The sequence below is a fragment of the Ruegeria sp. B1 genome, assembly GCF_056535885.1.
The window spans coordinates 4,392,576-4,404,910 of the sequence record NZ_JBQFJA010000001.1 but is presented as its reverse complement, the minus strand read 5'-3'; the positions used below and the strand labels follow the sequence as shown (position 1 = coordinate 4,404,910).

The window sequence follows — 12,335 nt, the reverse complement described above, 5'->3', positions numbered from 1 at the left end:
TCAGCGGCCGGTCGCTTCGGCGAGAACCGGGCAGTTATGTCTTGTTTGATTGCAATCTGCCGCGACATGTTTCTGCGCTGGCTGCGTTGACTGATGCGACGGGGAACAGGACATAGGCGGTGCAGCCAGAGTATCCTTCAGGTTGGGATTTCTTTAAACGATCAGTAAGTGCTCACCCCAACAAGTCCGCTGCCGGGTTCTCCGCAATATCGACGTCGTCATAGTACTTTTGCGCTTGGGCCATGGAGCGGTGCAGCGAGAGGCGCATGGCAGCCTGGATCGGGGCGCCGTCCAGTGCGGCTTGGGTTAAGAACCCAGAACGCAGCCCATGTGGCGAGGCAAAACCCTCTGGCAGCCTGGCCAGTTTCAGGCGGTGTCGGACAATCTGCGCAATGGCATCCGGGCTGAGGCGACGTTTGAGAACCCGATCCGCCTTGGAGATCGGTCGGAATAGCGGGCCATCGCGGATCTCGCCGACCTCGATCCAATGCACCAGCGCCTGGGCGGCGCGGCCCTTCAGCACCAGCCGCGGCGTTTCACCTTTGGCCGTGGTCTTGGTTTCCAGCAGGGACAACCAGACGATACCGCCTTTGTCGAACTCCTTCAGAGACACATCTTCCCGCATGAGCCCGGTGATCTCCGACCGCCTCCGACCGCCCGACGCCCAGCCCAGCATCAGGATCGCCCTGTCGCGGCAGTCCCGTCGCGAGCCGCAGCAGGTGGCCAGTAGCTGTTCCAGCACATCCCGTGTGATGGGATGGGCGGATTTTGGGGCAGGGGGGGGCGGGCCGCTGCTCGTCTTGCCTTGGACCGGGCCTGTTTCACCTGGGGGGTGTCAAACGGGCTGGTCAGGTTCTTCATCCGATGAAACGCCAGCCAGGAGGCGATGCGCCTGTCCAGCGTCGAGGGCGCCGGACAGGCAAGGGTTTTGCGCAGCCCTTGGTCGATCAGCCTCTCTGCCGTCTGTCACGCAACATCCTCCACTGTCGCATCGTCCAGAGCGCGGGCGTAATCGAGAATGAAGGCCAGCGCGGTGGTTTCGGATTCCGGCCAGTCCAGCGCCGTCCCAAAGCGTGCTGTTTTCCACACGGTGATGTAGAGCAGGTCGCGCTCATAGGCCCGCAGCGTATTGGCAGGTGTGCCGCGGATGTAGAGATCGGTGAGCGCCTCCTGATCCGCCAGAGACAAGGCAGGGGAGGGGCTGGGCAGGTAGGGCTTGGGCACCATTCTGCGCCGGCTTTGCGACAAAATCAATAAAACATGATAAGATATACTTATTGGACATAGAAAAGAACCGCAGGGTGGGGCGGTTTATACAGTATATTGTGGCCGAAAGCGCCGCGAGAGACTAGTGTTGTGGTATGACCTATCAGCCCACGACCATCTCTGACGACCTAAACAACCTACCGAAGCTGCAGGGCTGGGTCATCACTCGGCGTGCAGAAACCCTTGAGACTGTGGGCTTTCGGTCAGGCGCGGCGCTGACGGTGCTCGACCAGCTCGTGTCCGATCCTAGGCATGGCGTTCCGGTGAAACTGCTCGCCAACCGGCTGGCGCTCAGCGCAGCAACCGCGACCTCAAAACTGGAGGGCCGGCTGGCGCGGGAGGTGGATATCCGCGACGCCTACCACCTGACGTCGCCCGGCGAGGCGCGAGGTCCCGATGGCGATCTGCTGGCGTTCTGGCGGGATAGAGGACGGCTTCGACCGAATGGACCCGGCGAGATCGCGGATTTGATCGGGTCCGAGCGCGCGGAGGATGTCGTGGGTTGTCACTGTACCCTTATTAACCAGAATCCACCCAGAAATTATCCTGCAATATCAACGAGGCTTTGTACCCTTAATTTTCGCACTGGACCGTTAATTACAATACTGCACCCTTAATTGCCAGACGGTCGAACCTGTGGAAAAATCCATTCCCTCCTTGTCGTACGCCGACGGATATAGCCATTCTACGAAGTACAGAGCGTTGAGGAACTGCCTGCAGCACAGCCTGTGGGCATATTGCAATTAAGGGTACAAGTTCGCCTCAAAAGGCTCTGAATCCGCAGAATCTGATTAATTAGGGTACAGTGACAACTGCCGCCAAAAATGTCACCTCGTCCCGACAAGCCAGCAGACTTTCTGAAGGCCATGTTGCAAGGGATCGCAGAGGTAGAGGCCCTTGGGTATCGCAAGTTGCACGAGCTTGGCGCACTAAAACTGAAGTCCGTATGCAGCGTAGGAGGCGGTGCTCGGAACGCTGCGTGGAGCAAAATTCGAGAACGCACGCTCGGCGTTGACATGCGAAGACCGACCAATGCCCAAGCTGCGTTTGGCGCTGCAGTTCTTGCGCGGTACGGGATGCAGCAGTGAGCTTGACGTACGACAACCTTACTGCCCTGTTCGACCGCTATGAGGGGTTTCTTATTGATCAGTTCGGCGTGCTCATGAGTGGGAACGGTCCTTACCCCGGCGCACAAGACGCCCTCGCTGACCTTGCTGCACGCGGGAAACCCGTGGTGATCCTATCCAACTCCGGCAAGCGATCCGAGACTAACAATGAACGACTTGTTCGGAACGGGTTTGATCGCCATCATTTTGAAACTGTTCTCACCTCCGGTGAGGTCGCACACGATTATCTTTGCCAGTCACTTGGGACGGAAATCCGTTGCCAGGCAAATGCATTTCTGATCCTGCGAGACGGCGACCGGTCCCCATTTGATGATCTGCCCTTGCGCCGAACAATTAATCCAGAGGCCGCTGATATTCTTCTGATCATAAACCGTGACCCGTTACGCGGGATCGCGGATTACGAGACAATTCTGCAGCGGCTTGCGGTGCGCAAGGTCCCCTGTATTTGCACTAACCCTGATCTCAAAATGCTGACACCTGACGGGATTATAAAATCGGCGGGTTACTTGGCGCAGATGTTTGAGGAGTTTGGCGGAAATGTGTGTTGGTTTGGAAAACCTCACCGAAGGATATACAACCGTGCGCGAGACATGTTGAAGAGCGTGGGTCAGGATGCCACGCTTTGCCTCGGCGACAGTATCTCGCACGATATTGCCGGTGGTGCGTCCGCTGGGTTCAAGACTGCTTTAGTCCGGACAGGAATAAATGATGAACTGAGCGATGCCCAGTTTGAGCGAGCAATTGCCTTGTCGCGTTTCTTGCCAGATCACATGTTACGTAGCTTTTCGCTCAAAGGATAAACTCCAATGTAACCGTGAGTTTTAGAACACGGGGCTTGATGTGACATTTCTGCTCTTTTGGAGCGTAAGCAAGGAGTGTCGATCAATGACAAGCATTCAGGACAAGATCATCAAACCGAAACTGGGGCTGCTGGAGTTGGCAAATCAACTCGGCAGTGTTTCGCAGACCTGCAAGGTGATGGGGTATTCGCGGGACAGCTTTTACCGGTTCAAAGAACTCTATGAGCAAGGCGGTTAAGAGGCTTTGATGGACCGCAGCCGCAAGAAGCCGATCCCGAAGGACCTAGTGCCGGAGCACGTCGAGCGGGCGGTGATCGAACTGGCCATTGAAAACCCGGCGCCGGGGCAAAAGCGCGCCTCCTGGGAACTCCAGCAGCAGGGCATAATGGTATCCTTGTCCGGTGTCCGTTCGATCTGGCTGCGCAATGACCCGGAAACCATGAAGAAGCGCTGAAGGCATTGAAGGCACGTGCCGCCCAGGATGGCATCCTGCTGACCGAGGAACAGCTAGCGGCGCTGGAAAAGGCGAAGCAACAGAAGGAGGCTCATGGCGAGATCGAGAGCCACCATCCAGGCTATCTCAGTTCCCGGAACACGTATCACGTCGGCACGATGAAAGGCGTGGGCCGGATCTACCGGCAGACCTTCATTGACACCGATGCCCGCGTGGCGATCTGCAAACTCTACAACGAGAAGACGGCAATCATCAAACACCCAAATCGGACCGCTTCATTGCACCCCTCTGTCTGGCGCAAGAAGGATTGTGGATCTCACTTCTGGTTTCGCAAGGGCAGGGTCCACTGGGTTCGGCCGCACCGATGACCGTTGACCGACAGTTTCCACTTACAATTCGTAAAGGGCGGACAGCAGTTCAAAACCTTCGGCGCGCTCAATTGCGACACCAAAATCAGGCGGGTTGAAAGTCTCGTCATCGATCAACATGTCGCGATAGGCGCGAAGATCAGCCTTCAAAGACTCGTTGACGTCAATCATCTCATTGCGGTTGAGAAGCTGAAGCAGACGAAAGACATCGCGCCGGTGTTTTGCAATATCGTTGCTCTTCACTTTCTTGTCGCCTTCCAAGCGCCTGCGGGTGAGATCTACGAACGCCCGCGCTTTAAAAGGGATAAGAAGGCGTTCATCCAAAACATGAATCCCATCAATGGCCCGGCGCGAGGCGACGAGCGCGTCATAGTAGTTTTTGTCGAGCAAGATTGCCGAGAGGCTCAGCATGTCGTCCGAAACGGCGACCGTCGCAAGCTCGTTGCCGACCTCAAGGTCGACTCCAGCCCCGGGGCTTGAGAAAAGCTCCAGCATTTCGGGATAACTGGTGTCCTTCGGTTTGTGGAACCGATAGAACTCTCGCCGTTCTTCGCCGCGTTCCCGGGCCTCATATTGGCCAGCATCCAGGAATCCCTTGAGAGCCGTTCCAAACGAAGAATCGACGACCTCGACACAGAGCACCATGTCGACATCCCGCGTGGCCCGGAATTCCAAGCCAACTTCCTCGAAGATCAAAGCGCATGCGGCACCCCCGATCAGGGCATAGCTGTCTTCATGTCCGGTAAAGTGCTTTCGAAACTTCTCTATCCCTGGTACCAATGCAAGTTCTCCAACAAGTGAGCGGCTGCATCCGCGACACGTTCATCTTCATGGACTTGGAACTGCATGTAGAGAGACAGGGGATCAGCTTTGTTGTCCCCAGTAACAATATCCGGATCATACCGCCAGACATCGATGCCGAAGCTGGCTTCTTCGCGGTCTTCAACCTCCTGACCAAACTCATCAGCTTGCAGGGACTTCCAATCTTTGGGTCCGACAGCGAAATGGGGATGCCGCGGAGGATTCAGCATCGAGCGCTCAGCCAGGGCACTTTCGCCGCCAGCGACGAAGGTTTGCGGCAAGGTGGTTCCGTAAAAGCCCTTTGGCATGTCCTTCGGTTGAAAGAAGTGGGTCGATTTTACCGGAGATCGGAGCAACGGTCGGGCTTTTTCGAAGATTTCATCCGGCGACATGCCAAACACCAGAAGCTTGCTGCGGCCAAGCGGTTCTACAGATGCAAGCTTGTTGGCGCTTAACTGGTCAAACGCCCGGCCGACCGTCATGGCCGAATAGCGAAGTTTCTTCGCAAGATTGCTCGGGGTCCAGGTGTCTTGGTTTGGTACCAGAAGATGTCGGAACAGCACTACCTGTGCCGCCGGAGACAAGCTTTCTGACGAGGTGGGCATCTTGGATCTGAAATACTCTCGCAGATCCATGCCAAGAGCTGGGATATAGAGTTGATTGTCAGGCACAACAAAGGGAAGGGCCTTTTCGATTAGCCGGGCGCGCACATGCGATGACATGGTCTCGAACACAAAAACGATAACGGCATCGCTATCTTTGCGAAGGTTGGCGTGGCGCTTCTCAAGTTCCGATGGGGTAAGCTCGCTGCCTTTGGGTATAAGGACAAAAAGGCATTGCGTCGAAAGCAGGTCGGCATGGAAGAAGTCAAACGCCTTCGCTAAGAACATGGGTAGCCTGTCTCTGCTCTTCCATGGTTTGAGATCGACGCGAATGTGAAGAGTGGCTTGAAGATAGCTCTTCAGCCTGCCGCTCAGCTCTTTGGATTTTATTCTGCTTCTATCTAACATGGTTTAGCACACTAACTCTAGCATGGTTAGCATTCAAGACTATGTTATAATTTTCCATAATTGAGCGAAGTAAATCTTCAACGCACTAAGCGCAACAACGCCGATCTGCCTAATTGCATCGAGACGGAACTTCCCTTGCCTCATCGGCATTTCAACCTGCCGTAACTTTGAGACAATCTCTTCGGGCTTTGGTCGCTTGTTTGCCATTCCTGGTCCTCCGTTTCCTAAACATAGCGCTGGCCCAGTTCAAATGGGGAGGCTCAATAGGCCTCATCCGCTTTGAAGCGGTGCTGGCCCAGCTTGCCCTATTCGGCGAAGACCGAGACGGTGCGTTTGCCCATCTCGTTAGTTGCGCGCATCACGCGGGTGGCAATCTCGCCGCGACTGGCGATCAGAATCTTCTTGAAGTCAGTCATTTCACTCTTCCATCAGCCTTGGATAGGCGTGATAGGGGGTTTCAGATAGCATTGTACCCCAGTGCAATACGTCCGAGGTGTCTGTGTACTGGCGCAGCATTTTGATCCAGCGATCATAATTAGCCGCCAGATTGAGAACCGGCCAATCACTGCCGAACAGTACGCGATCCGGTCCGAACACGCCAATTACATGGTCCAGATAGGGTTTGAGGTCCTCAAAGCCCGCACCCTTGGGGGCCTCAGTCAAAAGGCCCGAGAGTTTGCAGAAGGTATTGGGGTGTGCGGCGATGGCTGCGATGTTCTGCGCCCAATCTTCAAAACGACCCCGAGCAAACTCGGGTTTGGCGCAGTGATCGAGGACGACGCGTAGATCGGGATAGCGTCCCAGAAACGTGCTAAGCACGAGCAGATGTTTCTGCAACACAAGCGCATCAAATGTCAGGTCGTTTTCTGCGACCGCTGCCAAACCATCTTCGAGCGCCGGTTGTAGCATCCACTGATCGTCTGCGATGTCCTGAATCATGGGCCGAATTCCCAGGAACTTCGGTGATGCGGCTAACCTCTGCACTACGTCAGTTGCGGTTTTGCTTTCGAGGTCCACCCAACCAATCACTCCGGCAATCCACGAATGATTTTGTGCAAGGTCCAACAGAAACTCGGTTTCGGCGACATTGTCATCAGCCTGAACGACAATGGTGCTGGTGATCCCGTTGTTTTGTAAAAGCGGCTGCAAGTGCTCTGGTTCGTAATCACGATAGAGCGCGGGAAGATCTTCGGGCATCCAGGCGTAGCCGCCACGCGACAGGCGCCAGAAATGCTGATGGGTGTCGATCATCGGTTTTGCGTTCTGATCCATGACGTATTTCCTGTGGTGACAAGCGACTGGTAGGCCAGCGCATCAGACTTGCGACTTGCCCGTATAGAAATCGGTCAACTCTTCCGCCAGCGATTTGTAGAGTTGATGCACTTCTTCGACTCCCGGAACGTCAAGCTGATCGATCCTTTCCAAAAATGGACAGTTCACGACGCTGATTGCCTGCCCTTCATAGTCTAGCACGGGATAGGCGAGGTTCGTCACCCCAACCGCTGTGGCTGACGGCATTCGCTCATAGCCGCACTCTCGGATGCGTGCGACATGTTCCCTGAATTCAACGGCGTCCAGTTCCGGCTCACCTTGCGCCAGCCTGTGATTGTCCAGCAGTTCATCAAGTTCGACATCACTGCGAAACGCGGCAAGTACACGGCCGGTGCCGGTATTCCCAAGGCCAATCACAGTTCCGACGCGCAACGCTAGACCCCAGTTTCCGGGAGAGGCTATTGACGCAACAACTACAATATCTCCATTGCTCTCCATCCCCATATGGCAGGATTGCCAGGCTTTTCGCGTAACGGCCCGCATTTTGGGTGTAGCCATCTCAAGCAACCGCTCGACCGGAGGATACCTTTGTGAAATCGCAAACATCTTCAGGCTGAGCGAATAGAGATCATCATCCGACGATCGGATCACATAACCGCGTCGTACAAGTGTGGACAGCATCCGGTAGATCTCGCTTTGGGAGCGATCGAGCGCGCGTGCAATGTCACCTTGCGCCAGTCCGTCGGCGTGCTGCGATAGCAGCTCGATAATGTCCAAACCCTTCTCAAGGGCAGGGGCGCGATATTTCTCTGAAGTTGCTGACACGTATTCCTCCCAATTCGCGCTTGAGGGCAAATGCCTGAGAAAGTGACTTGAATACACAGCAAATGTCAATGTTGATTTATTTGTAAATATATAGTTTAAATACGAATATTGGTGGTGCAAGAGAGTCGCCAAATCAGAATTTAGGGAGAAGCAAGTGATGAAATCGTCCAGTACAATCAGCGGGTTGATTGCCATCTGCGCGGTCATAGTCGCAGGTCCAGCGCACGCCGAATCAGACTGGGGGTCGTTCCCTGGGGTTGTTGTCGAAGCCAAGCTGATCGGTGGTCAGCAATATGAGGGCCTGTATGGCCGCATCGCTGAGTGGGAAGAAGCCACAGGCGCCAAGGTCGATATCATCTCGAAAAAAAGCCACTTTGAGATCGACAAGGAAATCAAGTCGGACATGGCCGCTGGCACGACTTCGTGGTGCGTGGGTTCGAACCACTCGTCCTTTGCGCCTCAGTACGAAGGTCTGTATGTCGCCCTGAACGGTTTGGTTTCGGAAGACACGATTGCCGAATTCGTGCCGGGCAACATTGGCGCCTCGACCGTAAACGGCGAGCTTCTGATGCTGCCGCGCGCGCAGTTTGACGTCTCGGTCCTGTATTATCTCAAGTCGAACTACGAAGAGGCCGAGAAGGCCGCAAAGTTCGAAGAGGAATACGGTTATGATCTGGCCGTTCCCGAAACATGGGAGCAGGTGAAGGATCAGGCGATCTTCTTTGCAGACCCACCGAACTTCTATGGTACACAATATGCAGGCAAGGACGAGGCCATCGTTGGCCGGTTCTACGAGATGGTTGTGGCCGAAGGCGGCAACTATCTGGACGAAAACAAGAAGCCCATCTTCAACTCAGACGCGGGCCAGCGCGCATTGCAGTGGTTCGTCGACCTGTACGAGGCGCAAGCGGTTCCAGCAGGCACCACGTCCTATGTGTGGGACGATCTGGGTCAGGGCTTTGCCAGCGGCACGGTCGCGCTGAACCTGGACTGGCCGGGCTGGGCCGGGTTCTTCAACGATCCTGCATCTTCCAAAGCAGCGGGCAATGTTGGTGTTGCGATCCAGCCGATGGGGTCGGTCACGCGCACTGGCTGGTCGGGCCATCACGGTTTCTCGGTCACCAATGACTGCGAAAACAAAGAAGCCGCCGTCTCGCTTGTAAAATTCCTGACCAGCGAAGACAGCCAGCTGGCTGAATCCGCCGGTGGTTCGCTGCCGACCCGCAGCGCCGTCTGGGAAGCCAACGTGGCCGCAGCGCAAGCCGGTGACGATCCGTTCCGCGCCGAAGCTCTGGCTGCCTTTGCCGCCGGTGCCGAGTACGCGTTCGCAGTTCCGCCGATCCCGGAATGGGGTGAGACCACCAATATCGTCTTCCCCGAACTGCAGGCTGCCATCGTCGGTGACAAATCCGTCGAGGATGCGCTGAACGACGCGGCCGACGCGGTGGACGAGTTGATGCGCGAGTCCGGTTACTACTAAGGGCTCCTCCTGCCCAAGCGGGGGTGGCCGACGCCCCCGCACCCTTCACTCATCCAAGGAAAGACGTTATGCGCCGCCGCTTACCGGAGTGGTTTGTCCTTCTGTTGCCTGCATTTATCATCATCGCAGCCGTTGTTCTGATCCCGCTTCTCTTTTCTCTGTATTCCAGCTTTACGCCGTATAAGCTGACGCGCCCGTCGTCGCTGTGGCGCTGGATTGGCACGGCGAACTACGAGAAAATCCTTGGAGACTGGAAATTCTGGTCCGCCTTTGGCCGTACCGTCCTGTTCTTGACTATCGCACTGAACCTGGAACTGCTGCTGGGTCTGGGTATCGCACTGATGATGAACAAGGTCACATGGGGGCAGCGCACCCTGCGCACGATCCTGATGTTTCCGATGATGTTTTCACCCATTCTGGTGGGCTTTCAGTTCAAATTCATCTTCAACGACAACATCGGACTAGTGAACAATGTGCTGCAATCGCTGGGCTTCACCGATGCGGCGCTGCCGTGGCTGGTGGATGGCAAATTGGCGATGTTCTCGATCATCTTCGCCGAGGTCTGGATGAGCACCTCCGTATTCGCGATCCTGATCCTCGCCGGTCTGTTTGCCATGCCACGCGACCCGCTTGAGGCCGCCAAGGTCGATGGCTGCACCGCATGGCAGACCTTCCGTCACATCACGCTGCCCTTCCTGATGCCGTCCATCTATATCGCGATGACCATCCGATCGCTGGACGTGGCGCGGGCTTATGACATCGTGCAGATCATGACCGGCGGTGGACCTGCCCGCCGCACCGAGCTGCTGTGGACGCTGATGAGCCGCACCGGATATGTCGACGCCCGTATGGGGCTGGCCAATGCGATGGGGTATGTCTCGGTCCTGCTGTCGATTGCCTTCACCATCTATTTCTTCCGCAAACTCAGCGCTGCGCGCGCCGAGCTGGGCATGGGGGGCTAAGCGCATGGACCGTAATCAATCCTACCGCAACCAGCGCCGCCTGATGAAAGTGCTGCACCTCGCCGGTCTGTTTCTGGTTATGTCGATCATCTGTATTCCCGGCCTGTGGATCGTGCTGAACTCGTTCCGCCCGACAGTCGAGATCATGGCCAAACCGCCGGTCTGGACTCCGACCTTCACGCTGGATCACTACCGCGCCATGTTCGGTGGCGCGGGTGAGGGCGGTGTGCCTGTGTTCCACTACTTCCGCAACTCGCTGATCGTCTCGGTCACTTCGACCGCGATCGCCATTCTAATTGGGATGGGCGGCGGCTATGCTTTTGCGCGCTATCGGTTCAAGTTCAAGAACGGCTATTTCGTTGGCTTGATGCTGTTCCGCGCCGTACCCGGTGTGGCCCTGTCGCTGCCGCTGTTCATCGTCTTTGCCAAGGCGGGCCTAATCGACACGCATTTCGGCCTGATCCTTGTCTATGTGGCGATGAACGTGCCCTTCACCATCTGGTTGACCGATGGCTTCTTCCGCCAGATCCCCAAGGAACTGCACGAAGCTGCTGAAATCGACGGCTGCACCCGCTGGCAGGCCTTCTGGCGGGTCGAGTTCCCGGTGGCGCGGTCCGGTGTGGCCTCGGCGGCGATCTTCGCCTTCCTGACCTCGTGGAACGAATTCGCGCTGGCCTCGCAGCTGACCCGCTCGGTGGGCTCCAAGACGATGCCTGTGGGCCTGCTGGATTTCACCGCAGAATTCACCATTAACTGGGGCGGTATGTGCGCGTTGGCCGTGCTGATGATCCTGCCCGCCCTGATCCTGACCTTTATCGTGCAGAAGCACCTGATCGCGGGCCTGACCTTTGGCGGCGTGAAAGGATAACGAAATGACTGAAGTTACACTCAACAACGTCGTCAAACGCTATGGTAAGCAACAGGCTGTGCATGGCATCAACCTGGACATCCGCGACGGAGAGTTTCTGGTGCTGGTTGGCCCCTCGGGCTGCGGTAAATCCACCACGCTGCGTATGATTGCGGGGCTCGAGGATATCTCGGATGGTGAGATTTCCATCGGCGACCGGGTGGTCAACGACCTGCCCCCGCGCAAGCGCAACATCTCGATGGTGTTCCAGAACTACGCTCTGTATCCACATATGACGGTGCGCGAAAATTTGGGCTTCACGCTGCAGATCGCCAAGCGTCCCGAGGCCGAGATCACCAAGGCTGTGACCGAAGCCGCCGCGATCCTTGGGCTGGACGAGTTGATGGACCGCAAACCGGCGGAACTGTCCGGTGGTCAGCGCCAGCGCGTTGCCATGGGCCGTGCCATCGTGCGGCACCCGGACGTGTTCCTGTTTGATGAGCCACTGTCGAACCTCGACGCCAAGCTGCGCACCCAGATGCGGGTCGAGATCAAGAAACTGCACCAGCGCGTAGGCAATACCATCGTCTACGTGACCCACGATCAGGTCGAGGCGATGACGCTGGCCGACCGGATCGTTCTGATGCGCAATGGCCATATCGTCCAGGTCGGTACCCCGTTGGAGTTGTTCAACACGCCGGTCAACACATTTGCCGCGACCTTTATCGGTTCGCCTCCGATGAACCTTGTCGATGGGGTTGTCACCGATGCGGGAACCATCGTTTTGAAGGACGCGGTCACGGTGCCCGTCCCGGCCTCGGCGCGCGATCATGTGCGTGCAGGACAGGTGGTACAGTTCGGGTTCCGCGCTGACAACCTGATGCCGGTCGGCCATGCGGTCGAGGAAAAGGGCGATCTGGTCGATCTGAAAATGCCCGTCGCGCTGGAAGAACCTCTGGGTACCGAAACCCTGCTGTTTGCGGATCTGGTGGGCGTCGAGGTTCAGGCCAAGATGTTCAACCCGCGCCCGGTGCATCCGGGTGAAACGTTGCCGTTCCACCTTGTTCTCGACAAATGCCACGTCTTCGACGCGGGCACCGGCGCGGCGCTGAGGTATTAAGCA

14 protein-coding genes and 2 pseudogenes are annotated in these 12,335 nt (G+C 56.7%); 9 read left to right on the top strand and 7 right to left on the bottom strand.

Annotated features, from left to right (window positions below; translation table 11 throughout):
* Nucleotides 1–172 precede the first annotated feature (172 nt).
* Nucleotides 173–742, bottom strand: coding sequence for a tyrosine-type recombinase/integrase (locus ACR3ES_RS21840; protein WP_480424509.1), 570 nt, complete (start codon nucleotides 740–742; stop codon nucleotides 173–175).
* A 224-nt stretch (nucleotides 743–966) separates the two neighbouring features.
* Nucleotides 967–1,227, bottom strand: coding sequence for a hypothetical protein (locus ACR3ES_RS21835; RefSeq protein ID WP_480426414.1), 261 nt, complete (start codon nucleotides 1,225–1,227; stop codon nucleotides 967–969).
* Nucleotides 1,228–1,361: 134 nt separating this feature from the next.
* Here ACR3ES_RS21835 and ACR3ES_RS21830 point away from each other — a divergent pair, with 134 nt between their 5' ends.
* The 5 genes and pseudogenes from ACR3ES_RS21830 to ACR3ES_RS21810 all read left to right on the top strand — a co-directional run bounded on the left by ACR3ES_RS21830 (nucleotide 1,362) and on the right by ACR3ES_RS21810 (nucleotide 4,015).
* Entirely contained in the window at nucleotides 1,362–1,883 is a 522-nt protein-coding gene (locus tag ACR3ES_RS21830; protein WP_480424506.1) for a DUF1403 family protein, read from the top strand.
* A 207-nt stretch (nucleotides 1,884–2,090) separates the two neighbouring features.
* A complete protein-coding gene (locus tag ACR3ES_RS21825) occupies nucleotides 2,091–2,354 on the top strand; it encodes an FGGY-family carbohydrate kinase (RefSeq protein ID WP_480424504.1) in 264 nt (87 codons plus the stop codon).
* A complete protein-coding gene (locus tag ACR3ES_RS21820; RefSeq protein WP_170438371.1) occupies nucleotides 2,351–3,193 on the top strand; it encodes a TIGR01459 family HAD-type hydrolase in 843 nt (280 codons plus the stop codon). The genes ACR3ES_RS21825 and ACR3ES_RS21820 overlap by 4 nt, the downstream gene beginning before the upstream one ends.
* Before the next feature lie 85 nt (nucleotides 3,194–3,278).
* A pseudogene (locus tag ACR3ES_RS21815) lies at nucleotides 3,279–3,901 on the top strand (helix-turn-helix domain-containing protein); the annotation flags it as partial.
* A complete protein-coding gene (locus ACR3ES_RS21810) occupies nucleotides 3,896–4,015 on the top strand; it encodes a ubiquitination-like system serine protease family protein (RefSeq protein WP_480425529.1) in 120 nt (39 codons plus the stop codon). The pseudogene ACR3ES_RS21815 and the gene ACR3ES_RS21810, both read left to right, overlap by 6 nt.
* A gap of 21 nt (nucleotides 4,016–4,036) precedes the next feature.
* On the opposite strand, the gene ACR3ES_RS21805 is transcribed toward ACR3ES_RS21810, so the two are convergent.
* The 5 genes and pseudogenes from ACR3ES_RS21805 to ACR3ES_RS21785 form a co-directional block, all read right to left on the bottom strand.
* A complete protein-coding gene (locus ACR3ES_RS21805; RefSeq protein WP_170437823.1) occupies nucleotides 4,037–4,795 on the bottom strand; it encodes a hypothetical protein in 759 nt (252 codons plus the stop codon).
* Nucleotides 4,780–5,706 carry a hypothetical protein gene (locus ACR3ES_RS21800; RefSeq protein WP_480458724.1) on the bottom strand — a complete coding sequence of 309 codons (927 nt, stop codon included), beginning with the start codon at nucleotides 5,704–5,706 and terminating at the stop codon, nucleotides 4,780–4,782. Before ACR3ES_RS21800 ends, ACR3ES_RS21805 begins: the two co-directional genes overlap by 16 nt.
* Nucleotides 5,707–6,134: 428 nt before the next feature.
* Nucleotides 6,135–6,242, bottom strand: a pseudogene (locus tag ACR3ES_RS21795) (biotin carboxylase N-terminal domain-containing protein); the annotation flags it as partial.
* A gap of 1 nt (nucleotide 6,243) precedes the next feature.
* Entirely contained in the window at nucleotides 6,244–7,098 is an 855-nt protein-coding gene (locus tag ACR3ES_RS21790) for an amidohydrolase family protein (protein WP_480424502.1), read from the bottom strand.
* 42 nt (nucleotides 7,099–7,140) lie between these two features.
* Nucleotides 7,141–8,130, bottom strand: coding sequence for an IclR family transcriptional regulator (locus ACR3ES_RS21785; protein WP_480424500.1), 990 nt, complete (start codon nucleotides 8,128–8,130; stop codon nucleotides 7,141–7,143).
* Between ACR3ES_RS21785 and ACR3ES_RS21780 the strand changes: the two genes are divergently transcribed.
* The 4 genes from ACR3ES_RS21780 (at nucleotide 8,081) to ACR3ES_RS21765 (ending at nucleotide 12,332) form a co-directional block, all read left to right on the top strand.
* Nucleotides 8,081–9,403 carry an extracellular solute-binding protein gene (locus ACR3ES_RS21780; RefSeq protein ID WP_170437815.1) on the top strand — a complete coding sequence of 441 codons (1,323 nt, stop codon included), beginning with the start codon at nucleotides 8,081–8,083 and terminating at the stop codon, nucleotides 9,401–9,403. The genes ACR3ES_RS21785 and ACR3ES_RS21780 overlap by 50 nt on opposite strands.
* A 68-nt stretch (nucleotides 9,404–9,471) precedes the next feature.
* Nucleotides 9,472–10,365: a carbohydrate ABC transporter permease gene (locus ACR3ES_RS21775; protein WP_170437813.1), complete on the top strand. Its 894-nt coding sequence runs from the start codon at nucleotides 9,472–9,474 to the stop codon at nucleotides 10,363–10,365.
* A 4-nt stretch (nucleotides 10,366–10,369) separates the two neighbouring features.
* The gene (locus tag ACR3ES_RS21770; protein ID WP_170437811.1) at nucleotides 10,370–11,233 is read left to right on the top strand and encodes a carbohydrate ABC transporter permease; all 864 of its coding nucleotides are present in this window, start codon (nucleotides 10,370–10,372) and stop codon (nucleotides 11,231–11,233) included.
* A gap of 4 nt (nucleotides 11,234–11,237) precedes the next feature.
* Nucleotides 11,238–12,332, top strand: coding sequence for a sn-glycerol-3-phosphate ABC transporter ATP-binding protein UgpC (locus ACR3ES_RS21765; protein ID WP_170437809.1), 1,095 nt, complete (start codon nucleotides 11,238–11,240; stop codon nucleotides 12,330–12,332).
* The last annotated feature ends 3 nt before the right edge of the window (nucleotides 12,333–12,335 follow it).

Bases quoted from the DNA above. Each gene is read 5' to 3' on its own strand.
- ACR3ES_RS21790 (WP_480424502.1), bottom strand. From the start codon at position 7,098: ATGGATCAGAACGCAAAACCGATGATCGACACCCATCAGCATTTCTGG.
- ACR3ES_RS21825 (WP_480424504.1), top strand. From the start codon at position 2,091: ATGTCACCTCGTCCCGACAAGCCAGCAGACTTTCTGAAGGCCATGTTG.
- ACR3ES_RS21785 (WP_480424500.1), bottom strand. From the start codon at position 8,130: ATGACCGCGCAGATGGCAATCAACCCGCTGATTGTACTGGACGATTTC.
- ACR3ES_RS21780 (WP_170437815.1), top strand. From the start codon at position 8,081: ATGAAATCGTCCAGTACAATCAGCGGGTTGATTGCCATCTGCGCGGTC.
- ACR3ES_RS21830 (WP_480424506.1), top strand. From the start codon at position 1,362: ATGACCTATCAGCCCACGACCATCTCTGACGACCTAAACAACCTACCG.
- ACR3ES_RS21775 (WP_170437813.1), top strand. From the start codon at position 9,472: ATGCGCCGCCGCTTACCGGAGTGGTTTGTCCTTCTGTTGCCTGCATTT.
- ACR3ES_RS21800 (WP_480458724.1), bottom strand. From the start codon at position 5,706: ATGTTCTTAGCGAAGGCGTTTGACTTCTTCCATGCCGACCTGCTTTCG.
- ACR3ES_RS21835 (WP_480426414.1), bottom strand. From the start codon at position 1,227: ATGGTGCCCAAGCCCTACCTGCCCAGCCCCTCCCCTGCCTTGTCTCTG.
- ACR3ES_RS21770 (WP_170437811.1), top strand. From the start codon at position 10,370: ATGGACCGTAATCAATCCTACCGCAACCAGCGCCGCCTGATGAAAGTG.
- ACR3ES_RS21765 (WP_170437809.1), top strand. From the start codon at position 11,238: ATGACTGAAGTTACACTCAACAACGTCGTCAAACGCTATGGTAAGCAA.